Below are 20,650 nucleotides of genomic sequence, written 5' to 3'. Positions count from 1 at the left end.
CGCTTGTTGGAACCGCAACTGTGGTGGCGACGGCAGAAGCCCGCCGCAGTGCGTGTGAAAACAGCGTGTTTTTTGAGGACTATAGCGGAAAACGGGAGTAGCTGCCCAATTATAATCTAGAAACGAATGTTGCGTTTTCTACTCCTTTTTGAGAATGGTTATGAAGGCCGATTCGTTTTTCTTTATGGAAGAAAGTAATTCGAAAGTGCGGCCGTCGTCGTATAATACGATTTTTGCAGTATTTGGTGTTATTGTGCCTTCGTTCACGGCGGTAATCTTAAATTCGTTTGGAATCGAAAGGTCTAAAGGCATTGAAATTGTCTTCTTTTCAAGCTTAACTTTATAATTTTCAAGTATTAATTTTCCGTTGTGGTACAAATTAATGGCATCCCCATCTTCTTTTCCTGCGTCGTAAATTTGGATTTTAACGTTTTTTGATTCCCAAAATACGCTTAAGTTCTGATCTTTAGATAGTTTATTGATTTTCAAGCTATCTAAGATTGCGAGTGGATTACTTTTCTCCTTCGTAGCCTGATCGATTCGCTTCGACTTTTGAATCTTTTTATTTACTCTTCCTGCAAGGTTATAAATTTTGGTACTGCCAACGAGTGCAACAGTTCCATCAATACATTTAGTTTTGTTTTTATACAGACCTTTGAAGTTGCCTTCAACTTTACTGACTTTCTCAACGAGTTTTACCTTACCGGTGAAATTTACGAAGCAAAAGGAGCTTTGCGAAAACTTTGATTTGGTGTACAGAATGTCTTTTTCCTGAAACGAAAGCTGCTTGGTTTTTCGGTCGTAGGTGCCTGTAATGGTATTTTTAGTTTCGTGAACTCCGTCTAAGTCGGAGATCGAATAACCTTTAATTATTCCGTTATTTTCCTCAAAAACAATTCGATAGGTGATTATAGTTTTGTCGTTTCCATTTAATTTTATCGCGCCGAAAAATTCGTAGTTTGATTGTGCTTGCGTTAGATTAAAAACTAAAAAAAAAACGACAATCGAATTATTTAAAAATTTCATTTTCTTTAACAGAATTTTTTTATGTTTGTACAAATCTAAACATTTTTAATTATGAAATTTAAATTATTTTTGATGGCGTTGCTAGTAACGCTTGGAGCATTGACGGTATCTTACGCTTCGTTCCCAGTTCAAAGAGCTGCAGACAACAACGTTACTGTAGTTGAGAGCAATGATGACGATTTATCTTCACCAGCAGCAGTTGGAGGCGGAAAAAGTCAAATTATCGCTTTAATTCTTTGTGCTTTAGTAGGTGGTTTAGGAGTTCACCGTTTTTATCTTGGGTACACTTGGCAAGGTATTGTTCAGTTGCTTACTCTTGGTGGATGTGGAGTATGGTCTTTGATCGACCTTATCAGAATCATTACTGGAAGCCTAGAGCCTAAAAACGATTCGTATACAACAACATTCTAATTTAGTTCAATGGAAGTAATTCGTAAAATTATTTTCTACGCAACTCATGTAATAACTATAGCAGTACCCTTTGTACTGTGGGCACTACCGTCTGATTTTTTTGACAACGGTGAAAGTATTTGCTTGTCTGTGCGCCTGGCGGGAATCGAATGTTACGCTTGTGGTCTTACAAGGGCTACTATGCACTTTATTCATTTCGAATTTGCTGAAGCAGCACAGTACAACAAACTTGCTTTTATTGTAGTACCTATGTTGTTTATGATGTGGATTAAATCATTTTACGATATCCAAGGCAAACGAATGCCTGGACCCATTGGAAAATTAATGTATCCAAAAGGAGCTGCTTAAGCTCCTTTTTTTTTGGCTATAACTCAAGTACATCGGCGCTCATTTATAGAGAACGTACTAGCATGGTGCGAGTCCGATTCATCAGCTCGAAGGATTTCATAAACTGAAAATTCACTAGCGGAAACAAAAAAACCAAACTTAAAAGCCTGTGTTAGAATTTAAGCTTGGTAATTTAAATCATGTGAGACAGCTGAACAGTTATCATTCGCAGAGTTTTCCTTCTGTCGCTATTGCTTTCCAGAACGATTGCAAGAATAAATTACATCTATGGCTTAGCTATTTGTTTAAACTGCGTATGTACTGTCGCGCTATTTTACCCGAAGGCTTTAGTTCCGATTCTTTCCACGGTCCACCGTCGGAGACATCGCCTTTTAAGACCGAGCAGGTTTCTTCTTTGTTGGAAACCGACCAGACAATCCAGCTTATTTTTCGGGCTTCCATCCAATCGATGTATTCTTGCCAAGCTTGTTCGTTTAGCGGTCCGTCGCCGGTGGCTTCCATACCTGCCGATTCCGACACAAAAATCGGTAGATTCTTTTCCAACGCTTCGTCGGTTCGATCACGCAGCCATTTCTCGTGTGTGCCGGCATAAAAGTGCATGGTGTACATCAGGTTAGAACTGCTGGTAATCGGATCGGCTGCAGGTAAATGCACGTCTTGATCCCAGCGTGGAGATCCTACCAAAATAATGTTATCGGGATCATTCTTCCGAATTACGGCAATAACTTGCTCGGCGTAGGCTTTTACTTCCGGCCAAGTTTCTTCGTCGGGTTCGTTTACAATTTCGTAAATCAGGTTTGGCGTGTGTCCGTATTTCTTCGACAACCAATCGAAAAACACTAGTGCTTCTTTAAGATTGAGGTTATGGCTGTGCCAATCGGCAATGACGTAAATGTCGTTTTTAATTGCGGCTTTTACCACCGTTTCTAATTTCTCGGTAGCGTACTGCGGATTTTGCGTGTAGGTAAGCTCGTGTCCTTCAATACCCATAGCGGCGCGCACAACATTGCATTTCCAGTCGGTTACCAATGTTTTTACTGCTTTTTGGTTGTAAAAACGCGGCCAGTAATTGTGCCAGCCAAAGCTCATACCACGCAATTGTATGGGCTCGCCTGCCTGATTACACAATTGTGTACCGATAACTTGTAAGGATTTGTGCTTCTTCACGACTTGTGCCTGACACAAATTGCAGAGCATTAGAGCTAGGAAAAGATATTTTTTCATGATTTACTTTTTTTCGCGCAAGCGTATCACACAAAGATCGTGCGCTTCGATTTTAGTTTTGAAATTCCGTTTTGTATTTGCCATTTTATTTTCGAATAGGGATTTGAACTCGTAAACCTGTTGTTTTGCATTGAATTGGTGTCCGAAATCTGGATCGGTTATTTGCCATTTCGAGAAATCGAAGTTTAGTTCTGCGGCCGACTCGCTTCTGTTAAGAAACGCAAAAGCCCATTCGTTACTGGCGAGCGGTTTCGCCCAGTAATCGATTCCATTTTCAGAATGAAACTTAAATCCTTGCAATCCGAGTTCGTCTTGATTAATAGCAATCAGGTCGCGGTTAGTGAGTAAATCTCGTGTTTGTTGGTTCATTTTTGTAATGTCGTTTCCAGCGATAAGCGGAGACGCCATCATACACCAAAGTGCAAAGTGCGATCGGTCTTCGGCTGCTGTCATCCCGTTGCCCACTTCGAGCATATCGAAATCATTGAAATGATCCGGATCGGCGTATTTCCGTATGTCTTTGCGCATTTCCAGTATACGTAATACGCCCCAGGACGACCAAGTTCCGTGATTGTATTCGCAATCAAAACACGGGTAGATATCGCCGGAGATTCGCCACATTTGTCCGACATCTGTTGCCCAAAGCCACGGCTGATTATCGCCCCATTCGCACAAACTAAAAATGATTGGCTTTTTGGTTGCAGCGAGTGCATTTCGCATGGTGGTATAGGCTTCTTTAGCTTGAATGCCCTCGGTATTACACCAATCGTATTTAAGAAAATCGATTCCGAGTTTGGCGTAAAAGCGGGCATCTTGATATTCGTAGCCACGCGTTCCCGGATAACCGGCGCAGGTTTTTGTTCCGGCACAGTTGTATAAACCAAACTTCAGGCCTTTTTTATGCACGTAATCGATGAGCGCTGGCAGTCCGTTTGGAAATTTCACTGGGTCGGGAACTAGGTTTCCGTTTTCGTCGCGTTCTTTGGCCATCCAACCGTCGTCGAGAACCAGGTATTGGTAACCGGCGTCTTTCATTCCTGAAGCTACGAGGGCGTCGGCGGTTTTCTTAACTAGCTCTTCGTTGATGTTGGTTTCGAAGGTGTTCCAAGAATTCCATCCCATCGGAGGTGTTTTAGCTAAGCCAATGGGTTTCTGTGCGAAGATGGATATCGAACAGCAGCAAACAAGTATTTTAAATAGTTTATTCATAATTTCAAGAAAAAAACCCTGCAAAACAGGGTTTTAAAAAACTAACTCAATAAAAAATTTCAACCTAAAATGAAATGAATTTGTTCTTATTGGTAAAAACCAAGATCATCGATGTATAATTTATCGCCACCGCCGTTATTAAACTCTTGGAATACTATTTCGTTGATAGTACCTGGATTCCCTCCTATTTCAGACCATGGAATATTGAAGGTTGTCCAGCCTAAATTATTGAACGATATTTCTTTACCGGCACCGTAATTTCCGTTTACAACAACTTTGAATTTACCGGTTTCTTGAGTGCTTTTGAGCGAAACTCTTAGACCTGCAAAACCTGCGGTACTAGCTGGGGCCGCGAACATCGGGAATTTAAATCCTACGTAACCACCATAATTGGCTTCGATAGAAGATTCGCCTTGGCTTTTTTCAGCAGTACTTGCTGTAAATCCGCTACCATCCCAAGGTCCGAGCCAGTTTTCTACAAATGAAGCTGGAGCATCGTCGTAAATTCCTGTCCCGATAACTTGCGGTGCAGTACCGTCACCAGAAAGTGTTGTTACCGTAACTTGTTTTAATTGTGAATTTGGAGGAAGCGTGAACGTGATTTTATCGAACGCAACTGTTAAAATAGTTGCAGGTGTACCTCCAACGGTAACTTCTGGATTGATAAAGAAAGATCCATAAACGGTAACAGTATCGCCTGTTTGCGCATTTACAGGATTGATGCTTGTTACTTGTGGCGCAGGAGGTGCGATGGTAAAATCATACTCAGCAGACCCATTTACTGTCTCAATTCGGAGCTTATTGCTTTGATCTTGATACGGTGTGGTTAGCGGAACAGTAACAAAGATTGTTGTATCGGTTACTAAAGTTGGATTAAAAGCCGCTTCAAAATCGTTAAAAAACACTTTTTGCAAGCCTGTAAATCCTTTTCCTTGAATCACATAAACGTTGTTGGCGAAACCAACATTAGTAGGTTCAAGATTTGTTGGATTTCCGTCCTCATCTACTGCTGCACTAACTTTTTCGATCACTGGCGCCGCAGAGCTCGACGATTCGTCCGACGAGCAGGATGTATTTTGGAACAACATTCCAAAAACAAGCATCCAACTCAAAAATTTAAAAATTGATTTCTTCATGATAATTAGAAAATTTAATTAAAAGTGTAAGGCACTGGTGGCTCGGCTAGTTTTGGATTTTTAGCCAATTCATTCGTTGGGTAAGGCAAGATAAAATCGCTTTCTTCTGGTGTAAACGATTGTGCGGTAAGACGATCCCCACGGTTTTGTGCCGCCATGATTGCGATAGCTTGTGCACGAGGAATTCGCCCTAGATCGAACCAGTAATCACCTTCGAAAGCAAGTTCTTTTCTACGCTCTGTAAAAATATCGTTGAACGTAATTGAAGTAACAGGCGATAAACCTGCGCGGGTTCTAACGGCGTTGAACGAGCTAAGCGCAGAGGCATCAGAGGTACTTCCACCGCCGGCTAAGATTGCTTCAGCATGAATTAAAAGAAGTTCCGCATAACGCATGATGTACGTATTATTTTCCATCATTGCCCACTGATCAGCGCTTCCCGTCGCAGCACCATTTACGATACCAATACAATACTTTTTGATTGCTGCACCTGCGTTTTGCCCGCCAATTTGATCGGCTGGTGGCACAACAAGCGGACCGAAAGCAGAACCAATTTTTGCTAAAACATTTGGATATGTTGCTCCTGGAAACATGATGGTTTCTCTTCTGCGCAAGTCATCAGTTGTGTATAGTGTAAGGATATCTTGGGACGGTCCGAATACACCGCCGTACGAAGCATTTGATGTACTTACAGTTCCGTTGCTGATTCCGAATTGGGTGTTGCAGTTACTTGCGTTTCCATATACACCAACGTTTTTCCACTGTAAAGCAAAGATAGACTCTTCATTGTTGTTGTTTGGATACGTAAAAAGATCAGCGAAAGATTTGCTTGGCAATTGTGAACCGCCTAACAATTTAAATTCGCCAGAGCTGATTACATCTTCTGCCATGGCTCTCGCATCTGAATATTTTTGCTGATATAAATACACTTTAGCAAGCATCGATTTTGCAGAGCCTTGGGTAACTTTTGCATTATCAGTATAATTTCCGGTACGAACACGGTCATAAAGACGATCGATAGCTTGTTGGTAATCTTGCTCAATCAGCTGATAAATATCTTCAACTCTGTTGGTATTGATTAGCGGCGCACTTGCAAAATTTACGTTGTTTTCGATGATTGGCACCGCTCCCCATAGTCTAACTAAATAGAAATAGGCTGTTGCACGCATAAAATAGGCTTCTCCGATAGTGTTTTGAAGAACATCTTCGCTAACATTCGGCCCGACGCGTTGTTCCAAATAGTTGATAATAGAATTGGCTTGAGCAACATTTGCCCATAAAGATTGCCAACCAGCCAGCAATTCGGCATCACTTCCTGTGATCGAAAAGTTACGCATGGCATTCACATCCGAAGAATACGACATCATGTTACCCGAACCGATCTCGGCTATTGCGAAGAAAAACTTGTTGTGAAATTGAAACCAAGTTCGGTTATACATAGCATTTGTAGCCGTTGAAACCTGTTGATCCGTAGCGTAATACGAATCTAATAGAATCGTATCCTCCGAGGGTCTATTGGTAAAATCATCGCTACACGCTCCTAGAAATAAAGCTACTGCTAGAATCGGCAAGAACTGTTTTTTGATAGAATATAATGGATTCATACAAGTAATAAATTAAAATTCAAGATTAACACCAAGTGAATAAGTTCTTGGCGAAGGATAACGCCCGTTGTCGATATTGCTAAGCAAAACGTTTTGATTAAACGAACCTATTTCTGGATCGTAGCCACTGTATTTTGTGAACGTATAGAGGTTTTGTGCAGAAGCAAACACTCTAAGTCTGGTCAGTTTTACTTTAGAAAGAATACTAGTAGGCAGATTATAGCCTAAGGTAACGTTTTGAATTCTCAAATATGACCCGTCTTCGATGAAGCGATCCGATATTTCTTGGTTTGGATTAGCTAGTGAGTTTATCGGTCGCGGAACGTTTGTATTAGTATTATCTGCTGAATAAAAATTCAATGCATCGGTTAACACGTTCTGATACAATTGGTTGTTAGCAATACCATTTCTGTACGTTAAATTCATGATATCGTTTCCGACAGAACCTTGACAAAAAACCGATAAATCGAAACTTTTATAAGTGAAGTTATTGGTAAATCCGAACGTAAAATCTGGATGCGGATTACCTATAAAAGTCTTGTCGAGGTCGTTTATTTCGCCATCACCGTTAACATCTACATATTTAACATCACCTAGATACGTTTGTCCTGGAGCGCTTCCAAACGTTTGTCCGAATTGTGGCGGAGCACCAACAAATTGATCTTCCGATGTAAATAAACCATCCGTTTTATAACCCCAGAACATTCCGATCGGGTTTCCTACAACGGTGTTTGTTACATCTACTGGTAAGAAACCATTCGTATTTACGCCTTGTGTTAACGGCAAACCATCAGTAATCGCATTTACACGGTTTCTGTAGGTTGATAGGACTAAGTTGGATGTCCAATTGAAGTTGGAAGTCGATTTTAAATCAAAATTTACTGTAAGATCAAAACCTACGTTTTGCACTTCACCTAAATTTGAGAATGGAGCATCAATACCTCCATAAAATGAAGAACCTCCTGTTAAATAATCTGGCAAAGGAACTCGGAATAAGAAGCCATCGGATACCTTTCTATAATAGTCCATTCCAACAGAGAGTTTGCTTTTTAAAGTGGTAAAGTCTAAACCAACATTTGTTTGCTTCATTGATTCCCAAACCAAATTTGGATTTGGGAAATTTGAAGGTAAGAAGCTATCTGACTGGGGTGCCAACTGCGCAGAATAGGCGTTGTTAGGTATTTGCTGATTACCCGTTTCTCCATAACCTAAACGGAATTTAACATTATCTACATAAGGTCTAAGTGATTCCATGAACTTCTCATTCGAAACTTTCCAACCAAACGCGAAGGCAGGGAAATATCCTTTTTGATTATCAGTTGTTGGGTCGAACTTGGAACTTTGATCTTGTCTGATCGATACAGAAATACTGTAGCGGTCTTTAAAGTCGTACATGATCCGTCCAAAATATGAGAAAAGCGATTGGCTGCCTTTGTAACTGGTTACTTGACGTAGATCCGGATCCGATAAATTCAAACCATAAATATCGTTTGTTTGAAAACCTTCTGCATTAGCCAGAATACCTTCCCAGTGCGAATCGTTTGCTTCGTGACCTGCTAAAACAGTAAATCTGTGATCGCGAATTGAAAAGTCGTACGTTAGCGTGTTTGTGATATTCGTTGAATACCAATTCTGTCTGCGCTCGACTAAATCAGCCGTTAAATTAACTTGCGAACCACGATCGTATGAAGGAGTAAATTCTGTATTTTCAGAGAATTCGGTATTGGCATTACCTTCTAATCTGTATCGCAATCCTTTAAAAATGGTAGCTTCTGCGAAAGCGCTACCCAAGAAATTTTTACGAATTAGTTTATTGTCTTTTATAAGAGCTTCGGCAACTGGATTAAAATAGGCCACGTTTTGACCTGCTGGCGGCGCGGCGAAATCTCCTGAAAGAGTTCTAACAGGAATATCTGGAGCCTGAAGTAAGGTGTTTGATATCAAACCAACGTAACTTTGGTTCACCGTAATGCGCTCATTTGAAATACCTGCATTCACATTGGCACCAACTTTTAGCCAATCTTTAACTTTAGAGTCTACATTAACACGTGCTGTGTATCGCTTATACCCTGATCCTAGAATAATACCTTCCTGATTTAAGTAACCACCTGACAAATAGTACGATGTACCATCTTTACCACCGGAGAACGACAGGTTGTGACTGGTAACTTGTGCAGTTTGATACACTTCATCTTGCCAGTTAGTACCATTGCCTAACAGTTCTGGAAAAGCAAACTCTGCACGAGTCGGAACCTGAAATGCTTGTGCCAATGCATTTTGGTGCTGAGCATATTGTCTGAGATTCAAAACATCTAATTTATTTGCAACTGTAGTCACCCAAGAAGAACCTTCGTAAGACATCTTTCCAGTTCCCTTTTTTCCGGATTTAGTTGTTATAATGATGACACCGTTTGCGCCTCTAGACCCGTAGATTGCCGTCGCCGATGCATCTTTTAAAACATCAACTGACTCGATATCACTAGGATTGATAAGCGACAATGGGCTAGCAGCTACCGCTCCAGAACCGCCGCTTGAGCCAAAATCATTTCCAGCGATTGGTCGCCCACTGGAAGCTCTACCTGTTGCATCTCCAGAAATTTGAACTCCATCTATAATATAGAGTGGCTCATTAGTTCCTGAAATGGAAGTAACCCCACGAACACGAACGTTCGCTGCGGCACCAGGCTGACCGCTACCATTAGTAACTGAAACTCCCGCAAGCTTTCCTTGTAGCATTTGATCTACTGAAGTTTGGCGAAGATTTGCGATATCCTTTCCCTTTATGGAAGAAATTGAAGAATTGACATCGTTTCTTTTCACAGAGCCGTACCCGATTAGCACTACTTCTTCCAAGTTCTCAGTAGCCTCCTCCAATTGAACCTTTAGCTCCTTGTTGTTGCCCACCGTAATTTCTTTTGTCTTAAAACCGATGAAAGAAAAAACTAAAACATCTGATGAGTTGGCATTGATTTTAAAATTACCGTCAAGGTCGGTCATTACACCGTTGGTAGTACCTTTAACAGCAACAGATACCGCAGGCATGCCGAGGCCTTTGTTGTCTGTAACAGTTCCCGAAATCTGCGATTGCGAAAACGCTGTAGCAATACATCCGAAAAACATCAAAATCACATACAACTTAAGTTGTTTGTAACCCTGACGAAAAGCATGTCGTGATTCATTCATGATTTTTTGTCTAGATTTAGTTAATGGTTTGATTAATTAGCATTTTTTCAAGTTTTAAATTCTACTTTCTGTAAATAAGCAGAGTTAAAATTGACGATTATAAAATTATCTAGACATCAACCTCAGATGTTAATATTATTTTATCATTTAGTACTATTATTTTCTCTATCGATTTCGTAAAAAATTTGATAGTATTTGACAAAATAATACCACCGAAAAATGCAGCTACAAGAAGCGCTTCATCCCGTAAAACTCGTCGCGGTACTGACTTGGAGTAGTCTTCTTCAAACTTTTAAAAATACGATTGAAGTTCGCGATATTGTTGAATCCGCACTTAAATGCGATCTCTGAAATACTCCAATCGCGTTCGATTAACCAGCGCGCAGCATAGCCAACTCGAATGTCGTTTACGTAGTTCACAAAAGTTTTTCCAGTGCGCTTTTTTATGAATCGATTAAACGAAACTTTGCTCATCGAAACGAAGTCGGAAACCTCATCGAGTGTAATCTTATCTGAAAATTTGCGCTGCACGTAATCGTAAACCAACTTCATTTTATCGGAATCGTCAAAACGATCGGTCTCAACTGTGTATGTCGACAACAACTTCTGATTCCTTGAATTTGCCATGTCGTGCAAAAGCGAAATCGTCTCTAAAAAATAATCCATTCCATCTAATTTAGAGAGATTTAGGATGCGCTCTTTTAAATCGATTGCCGTTTTCTTCGAAAAAAGAATGCCGTGATTTGCCCGATTAAACATCTCTTTTATAGGCAGCATAATCCTTCTGGATAAAAGAGCTTCATCAAATAAATCGCCATGAAACTGAATGGTAATTTCATGAATATTCTTATTCTTGCAATGATACAGTTCCCAGCCGTGCGGCAAATTAGGACCAACCAGAACCAATTCAATTTCGTCGATTTCATCGATGTGATCACCAACAACCCGCTTGACCCCTTTTCCATTGAAAATAAAGTTAATTTCAAACTCCGGATGAAAGTGAATGGGAAAATCGAAGGTGTCTTTAACTCGATCGAAAACAAGAAAACTGTCGTCTTTAGACAAGGGTGTAATCTCTCTGTGAAACGTTTGCATAACTAATTAGTGTCAGAATGACTGCAATTATATGATATAAAAATGATAAAATAATATCATTTTGCCTGAACATCAAAAACTAAATTTGAAAATCTTAAATTTTGACACCCATATTTTAAGTAAAACACAAAGTTTTACCACATAAATTTCAGATATCCGAAAAAATTGAAAAATAAATGAAAAGATACTCCTTATATAATGTAGGAATTAGTTTGGCGCTTCTGCTTCTAGTGAGTAGTTGTCAGGCACAAAAACAAATAATTACGCCTGCAAACAAAAATGCTACTACCGAAACCCGTTTGCTGCTTCAGAACTTAAAAATTCTTGCAAAGAAAGGTGTCATGTTTGGCCACCAAGACGCGCTGGCCTACGGAGTAACTTGGCGTTACGAAGAAGGGCGATCAGATATTAAAGATGTTGTAGGCGATTATCCTGCTGTTTATGGCTGGGATTTGGGCGGTATGGAACACAACGAGGTAAACGACATCGACGGAGTTCCTTTCTCCAAAACAAAAAAATGGATCACCGAAATTTACGACCGGGGCGGAATATCAACATTTAGCTGGCACATGGATAATCCGTTGACTGCCGGCGACTCTTGGGATGTAAAACCTAATTCACTCAGCAGCATTTTACCCGGCGGCAACAAACACGAGCTATATAAAAAATGGCTCGACAACGCCGCTAATTTCTTAGCCGATCTAAAAGGAAGCGACGGAAAAATGGTTCCAATCTTATACCGCCCTTTTCACGAACTTACCGGTACTTGGTTTTGGTGGTGCCAAAATGTAGCAAGTCCCGCAGATTTCAAAGCAATCTGGAAATTCACCTTCGATTACCTTGTGAAAGAAAAGAAACTAAACCATTTACTGTTTGTTTATAATACGGCCGACTTTCAATCAATCGAAGCATTTGAGGAATATTATCCAGGAGATAACTACGTAGATTTAGTGAGCTACGACAAATACGCCAACCAAGGCGGCAAAACCTTAACAGAATGGGTGAACGACTGCCGTAAACAACTGGAAATCATGACACAATTTGCTGACAAACACAATAAAGTTATCGCAATTGCTGAGATTGGTTATGAACAAATTCCAAAACCGACGTTCTGGACACAATCTCTTCAAAAAATAACGAACGGATTTCCCGTATCTTTTGTTTTAGTTTGGCGAAACCACGGCTGGCAAGAACAAGAAAAAAAGATGCACTACTATGCACCATATGCTGGTCATCCTTCAAATCCAGATTTTCAAAAATACTACGACCATACCAATACATTTTTCCAGAAAGATCTAAGCAAGCTCAAGATTTATTCTGAACTTTTAAAGCAATAAATCGGCCGCTATGAACCTAACCACTTTTGATATTTCTATAATTGTCGTTTACTTCTTAATGATGGTTGTCATTGGCATCATCATGAAAAACCAAGCAAAGAAAAGTAAAGACAGCTACTTACTTGGCGGAAAAAAATTGCCTTGGTACATGCTTGGTCTTAGCGACGCAAGCGATATGTTTGATATTTCAGGCACAATGTTACTCGTAAGCATGGCCTTTCTGTACGGATTTAAAAGCGTTTGGATTCCTTGGATGTGGCCCGTTTTCAATCAGGTATTTCTGATGGTTTTTCTCAGCAAATGGCTTCGAAGAAGTAACGCAACTACCGGTGCTGAATGGCTTGGAACCCGATTCGGATTTTCAGACAAAGGCGTTCGCGGAAGTCATGCCATCGTAGTAATTTTTGCACTCATGCTTTGCATTGGCTATATGGCGTACGCTTTTGTTGGCGTTGGCGAATTCCTTGAAATTTTTATACCCTACGAAACCATTAAAGAAGTCGTGCCCTTTCTCGACTTTTCAATCGACACCAATCCAGAAACCAACCCGAACTTCGCTGCCGAATTAGACCATGCAAAAGATTTTACGGCACAATTTTACGGAGTGAGCATATGTTTAGTCGCTACTTTTTACAGCATTATCGGCGGTATGCACGGGATTGTATTGGCCGATTTCATCAAATACATGATAATGATCGTGTGTTCGTTATTCGTTGGCGTTATTGCGATGCAACATTTAGCCGAATCGCAAGTAGTGTTAACCGATCGTATGCCTTTGGGCTGGGATTCGCCCTTCTTTGGTAGTGAATTAGGTTTGAATTGGGAAGACAAACTTGCTGCCGCAGCTTCGAAACTCGAATCCGACGGCTATAAGTTCTTTTCAGCTATCGTAGGAATGATGTTCTTTTCCGGCGTATTGAAAAGCATGGCGGGACCAGCACCAAATTACGATTGCCAGAAAATTCTTAGCACCAAATCGCCCGAGGAAGCTAGTAAAATGAGTGGATTCATCTCCATCATTCTACTGCCCATACGTTATTTCATGGTCATGGGATTGTGCACACTCGGTATTTTATACTTCAACGAACTTCCGCTGTCGAAAACGGGTAGCGACATCAACTTCGAAAGCATCATGCCAGCTGTGATCAATACACACTTACCAACGGGCCTAGTAGGATTGGTATTGGCTGGATTCTTGGGAGCGTTTATGAGTAATTTCTCCGGAACACTCAATGCGGGACAAGCCTATATCGTTAACGATTTATACCTAAAATACATTAATCCAAGCGCAACTCGCTCAAAAACAATCAACGCCAGTTATTTAGCCGGAACGCTCATGGTAATTCTTGGTGTCGGATTAGGCCTACTGATTAAGGACGTAAACATGATTTTCAACATCATAACGGCCGGACTTTACGGAGGTTTTGTCTGCGCAAACGTACTAAAATGGTATTGGTGGCGCTTTAATGCCAGCGGCTACTTCTGGGGCATGCTGGTAGGTATTATTGCCAGCGCTATTCCTCCTGCCCTCTCGGTTTTAAACATCACCGACTACTTTGACGGAACGCGAATGCTGTATTTCTTCCCCATCTTTATCGTGATTCAGCTCATTGGGTGTATCGCCGGAACGTATGCGGCTCCTCCAACCGAGCGCGACGTACTCATAAAATTCTACAAAGACGTACGTCCGTGGGGATTTTGGAAACCTATTCGCGATGAAATTTCTAAAACCGAATCTATTGAACCTAATAAAAACATCAAGTGGAATGCCTTAAATGTTTTGCTTGGCATTACCGGACAGATTTTACTAACGTTACTTCCTATGTACGTTATTTTATCTAACTGGTCGGCAGTGAGCATCATTTTAGCTGGATTCTTAACAATCGCTGTCATTATGCGAAAAACTTGGTGGAACCGATTATCTGACTTTTAATATTACAAGGAATGATTACTGAACAAATCACACGAATTCCGAATTATGCTGAACTTATGAAACAGCATGAACTGTTCTTAGCTACAAAGAACCAAAAATTATTACACGGAAATGGCATCTACTCGCGATATAAAAATCCGGTTGTAACCGAAAATCATGTGCCTATTCATTGGCGCTATGATTTGAATGCCGAAACAAATCCGCACGGAATGGAACGTATCGGTTTCAACGCAACATTCAATGCCGGTGCAATGAAATGGAACGGCAAGTTTTTGGTTTGCGTGCGCGTAGAAGGAAATGATCGGAAATCGTTTTTTGCTATGGCAGAAAGTGAAAATGGTGTGGATAACTTCCGTTTTTGGGACAAACCCTGCGTTATTCCAGAAATCCCAGGAAACCCCGACACCAATGTATACGATATGCGCTTGGTGGCACATGAAGACGGTTGGATTTACGGAATCTTTTGCACCGAGCGCAAAGATCCAAATGCTCCTGCAAACGACACGAGTTCAGCTGTGGCTAACGCCGGAATCGTACGAACCAAAGATTTAATCCACTTCGAACGACTTCCCGACCTCATCTCAAACAGCGGTCAGCAGCGAAATGTTGTCATTCACCCGGAATTCGTCGACGGAAAATACGCCATTTATACGCGTCCGCAAGATGGCTTTATCGACGTGGGAAGCGGCGGTGGCATCGGATTGGGTTTCATTACCGATATGAAAAATCCGGTTGTTGAAAACGAACAAATCATCTTCGGAAAAAGCTATCATACCGTTTACGAACTTAAAAACGGTTTAGGACCTGCGCCTATTAAAACCAGCGAAGGCTGGCTACATTTAGCCCACGGCGTTCGAAATACCGCTGCTGGTTTGCGATATACACTTTACTTGTTTATGACTGATTTGAACGATATCGGTCGGGTGATTTATAAACCAGCCGGACATTTTATGGCACCTCAAAACGACGAACGCATCGGCGATGTTTCTAACGTTTTGTTCTCCAACGGTTGGATTGCTGAGGAAAACGGCGACGTTTACATTTACTATGCATCGTCTGATACGCGTTTGCATGTAGCTACCTCAACAGTAGAAAAACTAGTAGACTATTGCAAAAACTCACCTGTAGATACTTATACCTCGGGCGGATCTGTGCGAACGATACTCGACTTAATCGAACGCAACAAGAACTTCAAATAATAGCAACAGTTTTCATGAATACACCCACGCATCAAAACACAATAGATATAAATCGTTTGCAAAAAATGCTCGATGATATACTCGCGTATTGGATGCGAGAAACCATCGATGAAAAAAACGGCGGTTTTATCGGACAAATTGATGCGCAAGACAATAAAAATTGGCAAGCAGACAAAGGTTCCGTATTGCATGCGCGGATTTTATACACCTTTTCCGAAGCATATCAGCTAACGGGAAACACCAAATATTTGTACGTTGCCGAATGGGCTTATCGCTACATTGAAACCAATTTCTACCATAAAAATGGCATTTATTGGAGCGTTACCGCAACTGGAGTTCCGAGCGAACGTAAAAATCAAATTTATGCACTTGCTTTTACCATTTACGGCTGCGCTTCGTACTACGCTGTAAGTAAAAACGCACAAGCTTTAGCTATGGCAAACGACCTGTTGACGAAAATCGAAAAATACAGCTTCGATAGCGAATACAACGGTTATTTTGAAGCTTTTACAGAAAACTGGAAACCGCTATCCGATTTTCGATTAAGCGATAAAGACGTCAACGAAAAAAAGACTATGAATACGCATTTGCATATCGTTGAAGCCTATGCAAATTTGTATAAAGTTGCACCATCAGCCTATTTAAAAGAACGCATTCAAAATTTGCTCGATGTTATCGAAGAACATTTCATCAACAAAAAGCATTGGCATTTAAATTTGTTCTTTTCCGAAACGTGGACAGAAACCAAAAGCGTTATTTCATTTGGTCACGATATTGAAGCTGCTTGGTTGCTGCTGTGGTGTACCGAACAAGTTAAAGACGAAAATTACATCAACCGATACCGCGAAATTGCCGTTAACTTAGCTCAAGCCTGTTTTAAAGGTGTCGATTCGGACGGTGGACTCTGGTATGAATTTGATCTAAACGAAAACAAGCTGATTCGCGAAAAGCACTGGTGGCCTCAAGCCGAATTTTGGTTGGGCATGCACTGCGCCTACAAACTTACGAACGGCGAAAAGTACTTAAATGCCGTAATCGAAAACCTGGCTTTCACTGAAAAATACATTCTCGATCATGAAAACGGCGAATGGCTTTGGGGAATTTTAGAAGACAAGTCGAAAATGAATCAAGATAAAGTAGGTATCTGGAAATGTCCTTATCACAACGGACGAGCTTGCATTGAATTGCTAAAACTAAATAAAGAAAACAAATGAAAAAGTTGATTTACGTACTGTGGGGAAGTTTACTATGCATCGCTTGTTCTAGCGGCGGCGATGGTTCGGATACGCAAAATGAAGTGCCTGAACCAGACCCAACGCCCAGCGATGCCCTTACCGTGGCTAACGCTAGAACCTACATGGCCGACCCAAACGCTACCGTAGAAACCGTGGCACTATTCTACAACCTAAAAAAACTGTCTAAAACAAAAACGATCATTGGTCATCAAGATGCTTTCAATTTCTTTTACCAAGACAATCGAAACATGTCGGATATCAAAAAAACAACTGGTAGCGACCCCGGATTGTTAGGTTCTGATTTCATGTTCATTACCGACAAAAACAATCCATCAAACAATTGGTTTGTACAACAAGAAAATAAGATTATTGCCGACACCAAAGAAGCGTTCAACAAAGGCATGATAAACATTTTTTGCTGGCATTTACGCGAACCTTATAACGAAGAAAGCTTCTACGCCAGTGACATGACCGATCAACAAAAAGCAACAGCATTTCGTGGCTTACTTCCAAACGGAGCCTTTCACGACTGGTACAAAACAAAACTCGATAAAGTAGCGCAAGTGCTCAACAGCCTAACAGCGCCCGACGGAACTAAAATTCCAGTAATCTTCAGACCGTTTCACGAATTCGACGGAAATTGGTTTTGGTGGGGTCAAAATTACTGCACCGCCGAAGAATACAAAGCTGTGTTCCAATTTACAGTTACCTACTTGCGAGACGTTAAAAATGTACATAATGTACTCTACTCTTTCGCTCCCGACAATACATACAGTAATAGCGCATCGTACTTAAGTCGTTATCCCGGCGACGAATACGTAGATGTTTTGGGAATAGACAACTACGGAGATTTAGGAAACGGACAAGGAACTGCGGGTGCCGACCGAGCAAACGCTAAGCTAAAAATGATCTCCGATTTAGCTGTTAATAAAGTAAAAATTGCTGCATTTACCGAAACAGGGTATTTGGTGAACAACAGCAACGCACCCATCGACGGCTGGTTTTCGAATTACGCCTACACGACAATCAGTAAAAACAACCCAGAAATTGCGTTCATCATGTTTTGGTATAACTATCAAAACAGTTACTACGTACCAACGCCAGCAAATCCGAATGCAGCCGATTTCTTAGTATTCTCAAACAAAGCGAAATGTTTGCTGCAAAACGATTTACCCGATTTATATACCTTACCACAAAATTAAGCTCATGAAAAAGTTTCCTTTCGCAATTCTAGCCACACTATTTCTGTGCATCAACAGTTTTGCGCAGCATAGCTTCATCAAAATCGAAGACGGAAAGTTTATTCGCAACGGAAAACCATACCACTATGTGGGCACAAACTACTGGTACGGAGCGCTTTTGGGAATTGGAACTGCCAATCAAAAACGCTTAATAAACGAGCTCGACCAACTTAAATCGCTCGGCATCGAAAACCTCCGCGTTTTAGTAGGTGCCGAAGGTGGAACCGACGACTTTACCGTTCGCGAAGCCTTACAAGCCAAACAAGGAGAGTACGACGAAAAATACTTAAAAGGACTCGATTTCTTGATGTCGGAACTCGGTAAACGCAACATGACTGCCGTTTTGTACCTCACTAATAATTGGGAATGGAGCGGTGGACTGGCGCAGTATTTAGAATGGAACGGCAAAGGAGAAATTCCAAATCCGAACATTCCGCCAAACACCTGGCCGCAGTTTATGGAATACACTTCCAAATTCCATACGTGCGAACCTTGCAAAACCGCATTTGCCAAGTATGTAACGTTTATTGTAAATCGAACAAACAGCATCACAAAGCAAAAATATGTTAACGACCCGAGTATTTTCGCCTGGGAAGTAGCCAATGAGCCGCGTGTTTTCACCAAAGAAAACGAAAAAGCTTTCACGTCTTGGATTAATGATGTCGTTTCATTGATTGATAAAATCGATCCAAACCACCTGATAACCACGGGCTCAGAAGGAAAAGCAGGAAGTAACGACGATCTAGAAACATTCAAACGCACGCACAACAATCCAAAAATCGATTACTTAACCATGCATATTTGGCCCAAAAACTGGGGCTGGTACTCGAGTAGCGATGAAGAAAAAACAACGCCTATCGCAATCGAAAAAACGATGAATTACATCGATGAACACATCAAGGTAGCGCAAAGATTAAACAAACCACTGGTCTTAGAAGAATTCGGATTTCCAAGAAGTAGGGAAAGCCTCGACCGAAACAGCAGTACCAAATACCGCGAAGCATTTTACGAAGCGGTACTGCAACGCATGCTCACGGCAATCGAAAAAAATGAGCCGTTCGTTGCCTTAAACTTTTGGGGCTACGGGGGTTATGGAAAAAACGATCCGGATAACGGAAAGTGGAATATCGGCAACGATTACACCACCGATCCGCCGCAAGAACCGCAAGGATTAAATTCAGTTTTCGCCGAAGAAACAACTACACTTAATCTCTTAAAAAACTACATCGAAAAGCTCAATCAGTAACCTACTTAAAACCTATCCATACTACCCAACTAATGTGTTTAAAAGCGATGATTTCCCCGAATCGTCGCTTTTTTTATGGCGGCATTTCGCGCTTTTCGTTGCAATAAAGCCTAGTTGCAGCGGTTTGGGCAGGTTTTCAGCCCAGCTTCCGTTGGTCGCTGCGCCAAAAACGCCCGCACACGCCACAACTACGGCTTTATTTCCACTGTAATCGCGGCCGCGAAAGCCGTTACCGAAAAATCGTAACCGAAAACGTGTATTTTATCTTAAAATGTGTTCTATTTCCGCTAATTCATCGGCGGCAAACAAGGTATTATCTAAAGCCTGTAAATTAGCTAACAACTGTGCCTCCGAACTCGCACCAACCAAAACCGAAGTTACCCGCGTATCTTTCAACAACCACGCAATTGCCAATTGCGCCAACGACTGACTGCGCCCTTTCGCCACAGCACCCAAGGCCCTAATCTTTGCGAGCTTATCCATCGTTATTTCTTCAGGTTGTAAATGACCACTTTCTTTGGCCGCACGCGAATGTTCCGGAATTCCGTTCAAATATTTTTCCGTAAGTAAACCTTGCGCCAGCGGCGAAAACGCAATACAGCCAACGCCTGCCTCATCCAAAACATCGAGCAAGCCCTTTTCAGCTTCTCGAACAAATAGCGAATACTTAACCTGATGAATCAAACAAGGCGTTCCCAAATCGTTTAAAATAGAAACCGCACGACGCGTTTGCTCCGGATCGTAATTCGAAATACCCGCATACAGTGCTTTCCCGCTGCGAACCGCAAAATCGAGCGCCTGCATTGTTTCTTCCAAAGGCGTATTCGGATCAAACCGGTGCGAATAAAAAATATCCACATAATCCAATCCCATTCGCTGTAAACTCTGGTTTAAACTTGCTATCAAATATTTACGCGAACCCCAATCGCCGTAAGGTCCCTCCCACATCTTGTACCCGGCTTTTGTAGAAATCACCAGCTCGTCGCGCCGATTTCCAGAGAAATTTCGTTGAAGTATCTTGCCAAAATTCGTCTCGGCCGAACCGGGAATCGGCCCGTAATTATTCGCTAAATCAAAATGGGTAATGCCTTTGTCGAAAGCCGTTTTCACAATTCCTTCTGCCGTAGCAAAATCATCAACCGAACCGAAATTGTGCCACAAACCCAGCGAAATTTGCGGCAACAATAATCCGCTTCGTCCTGTTCTGTTGTATCGCATCGCTA

The 20,650-nt window shown here is 41.3% G+C and carries 16 protein-coding genes; 8 read left to right on the top strand and 8 right to left on the bottom strand.

What is annotated here, in order from left to right:
- Positions 1–138: 138 nt before the first annotated feature.
- Positions 139–1,026 carry a hypothetical protein gene (locus Q0064_RS08050; protein ID WP_298146911.1) on the bottom strand — a complete coding sequence of 296 codons (888 nt, stop codon included), beginning with the start codon at positions 1,024–1,026 and terminating at the stop codon, positions 139–141.
- Between the two features lie 72 nt (positions 1,027–1,098).
- On the opposite strand from Q0064_RS08050, the gene Q0064_RS08045 reads away from it, so the two are divergent.
- Both Q0064_RS08045 and Q0064_RS08040 read left to right on the top strand, forming a co-directional pair.
- Entirely contained in the window at positions 1,099–1,437 is a 339-nt protein-coding gene (locus tag Q0064_RS08045) for a TM2 domain-containing protein (RefSeq protein ID WP_298146908.1), read from the top strand.
- Between the two features lie 9 nt (positions 1,438–1,446).
- The gene (locus tag Q0064_RS08040; protein WP_298146904.1) at positions 1,447–1,785 is read left to right on the top strand and encodes a DUF2752 domain-containing protein; all 339 of its coding nucleotides are present in this window, start codon (positions 1,447–1,449) and stop codon (positions 1,783–1,785) included.
- Positions 1,786–2,061: 276 nt separating this feature from the next.
- On the opposite strand, the gene Q0064_RS08035 is transcribed toward Q0064_RS08040, so the two are convergent.
- From Q0064_RS08035 to Q0064_RS08010, 6 genes are all read right to left on the bottom strand, one after another.
- Complete coding sequence (locus Q0064_RS08035) at positions 2,062–3,009, bottom strand: glycoside hydrolase family 5 protein (RefSeq protein ID WP_298146884.1); 948 nt, start codon at positions 3,007–3,009, stop codon at positions 2,062–2,064.
- A gap of 3 nt (positions 3,010–3,012) precedes the next feature.
- On the bottom strand, positions 3,013–4,218 hold the full coding sequence (locus Q0064_RS08030; protein WP_298146882.1) for a glycoside hydrolase family 27 protein: 1,206 nt from the start codon (positions 4,216–4,218) through the stop codon (positions 3,013–3,015).
- A gap of 86 nt (positions 4,219–4,304) precedes the next feature.
- Positions 4,305–5,354 (bottom strand): IPT/TIG domain-containing protein, encoded by a 1,050-nt coding sequence (locus Q0064_RS08025; protein ID WP_298146880.1) that lies wholly within the window; start codon positions 5,352–5,354, stop codon positions 4,305–4,307.
- A gap of 14 nt (positions 5,355–5,368) precedes the next feature.
- Entirely contained in the window at positions 5,369–6,958 is a 1,590-nt protein-coding gene (locus Q0064_RS08020) for a RagB/SusD family nutrient uptake outer membrane protein (protein ID WP_298146878.1), read from the bottom strand.
- 12 nt (positions 6,959–6,970) lie between these two features.
- On the bottom strand, positions 6,971–10,141 hold the full coding sequence (locus Q0064_RS08015) for a TonB-dependent receptor (protein WP_298146875.1): 3,171 nt from the start codon (positions 10,139–10,141) through the stop codon (positions 6,971–6,973).
- 225 nt (positions 10,142–10,366) lie between these two features.
- Positions 10,367–11,236, bottom strand: a complete 870-nt coding sequence (locus Q0064_RS08010) for an AraC family transcriptional regulator (RefSeq protein WP_094486887.1) — start codon at positions 11,234–11,236, stop codon at positions 10,367–10,369.
- A 176-nt stretch (positions 11,237–11,412) separates the two neighbouring features.
- Between Q0064_RS08010 and Q0064_RS08005 the strand changes: the two genes are divergently transcribed.
- From Q0064_RS08005 to Q0064_RS07980, 6 genes are read left to right on the top strand one after another with little or no spacing between them, the layout of a single operon-like run.
- Positions 11,413–12,573 (top strand): glycosyl hydrolase, encoded by a 1,161-nt coding sequence (locus tag Q0064_RS08005; protein ID WP_298146870.1) that lies wholly within the window; start codon positions 11,413–11,415, stop codon positions 12,571–12,573.
- 10 nt (positions 12,574–12,583) lie between these two features.
- Positions 12,584–14,506 carry a sodium:solute symporter family protein gene (locus tag Q0064_RS08000; RefSeq protein ID WP_298146867.1) on the top strand — a complete coding sequence of 641 codons (1,923 nt, stop codon included), beginning with the start codon at positions 12,584–12,586 and terminating at the stop codon, positions 14,504–14,506.
- Between the two features lie 11 nt (positions 14,507–14,517).
- A complete protein-coding gene (locus tag Q0064_RS07995; protein WP_298146864.1) occupies positions 14,518–15,705 on the top strand; it encodes a glycosidase in 1,188 nt (395 codons plus the stop codon).
- 14 nt (positions 15,706–15,719) lie between these two features.
- Positions 15,720–16,919: an AGE family epimerase/isomerase gene (locus Q0064_RS07990; protein ID WP_298146861.1), complete on the top strand. Its 1,200-nt coding sequence runs from the start codon at positions 15,720–15,722 to the stop codon at positions 16,917–16,919.
- Positions 16,916–18,142, top strand: a complete 1,227-nt coding sequence (locus Q0064_RS07985; RefSeq protein ID WP_298146858.1) for a glycosyl hydrolase — start codon at positions 16,916–16,918, stop codon at positions 18,140–18,142. The genes Q0064_RS07990 and Q0064_RS07985 overlap by 4 nt, the downstream gene beginning before the upstream one ends.
- Positions 18,143–18,146: 4 nt before the next feature.
- The gene (locus Q0064_RS07980; protein WP_298146855.1) at positions 18,147–19,427 is read left to right on the top strand and encodes a cellulase family glycosylhydrolase; all 1,281 of its coding nucleotides are present in this window, start codon (positions 18,147–18,149) and stop codon (positions 19,425–19,427) included.
- A 261-nt stretch (positions 19,428–19,688) separates the two neighbouring features.
- Here Q0064_RS07980 and Q0064_RS07975 read toward each other — a convergent pair whose 3' ends face one another.
- A complete protein-coding gene (locus Q0064_RS07975; protein WP_298146852.1) occupies positions 19,689–20,645 on the bottom strand; it encodes an aldo/keto reductase in 957 nt (318 codons plus the stop codon).
- Positions 20,646–20,650: the final 5 nt, after the last annotated feature.

This window comes from Flavobacterium sp., assembly GCF_027490375.1.
Classification (GTDB): Bacteria; Bacteroidota; Bacteroidia; order Flavobacteriales; family Flavobacteriaceae; genus Flavobacterium.
The sequence above is the reverse complement of the archived record's forward strand: the minus strand, read 5'-3'. Positions and strand labels throughout refer to the sequence as shown.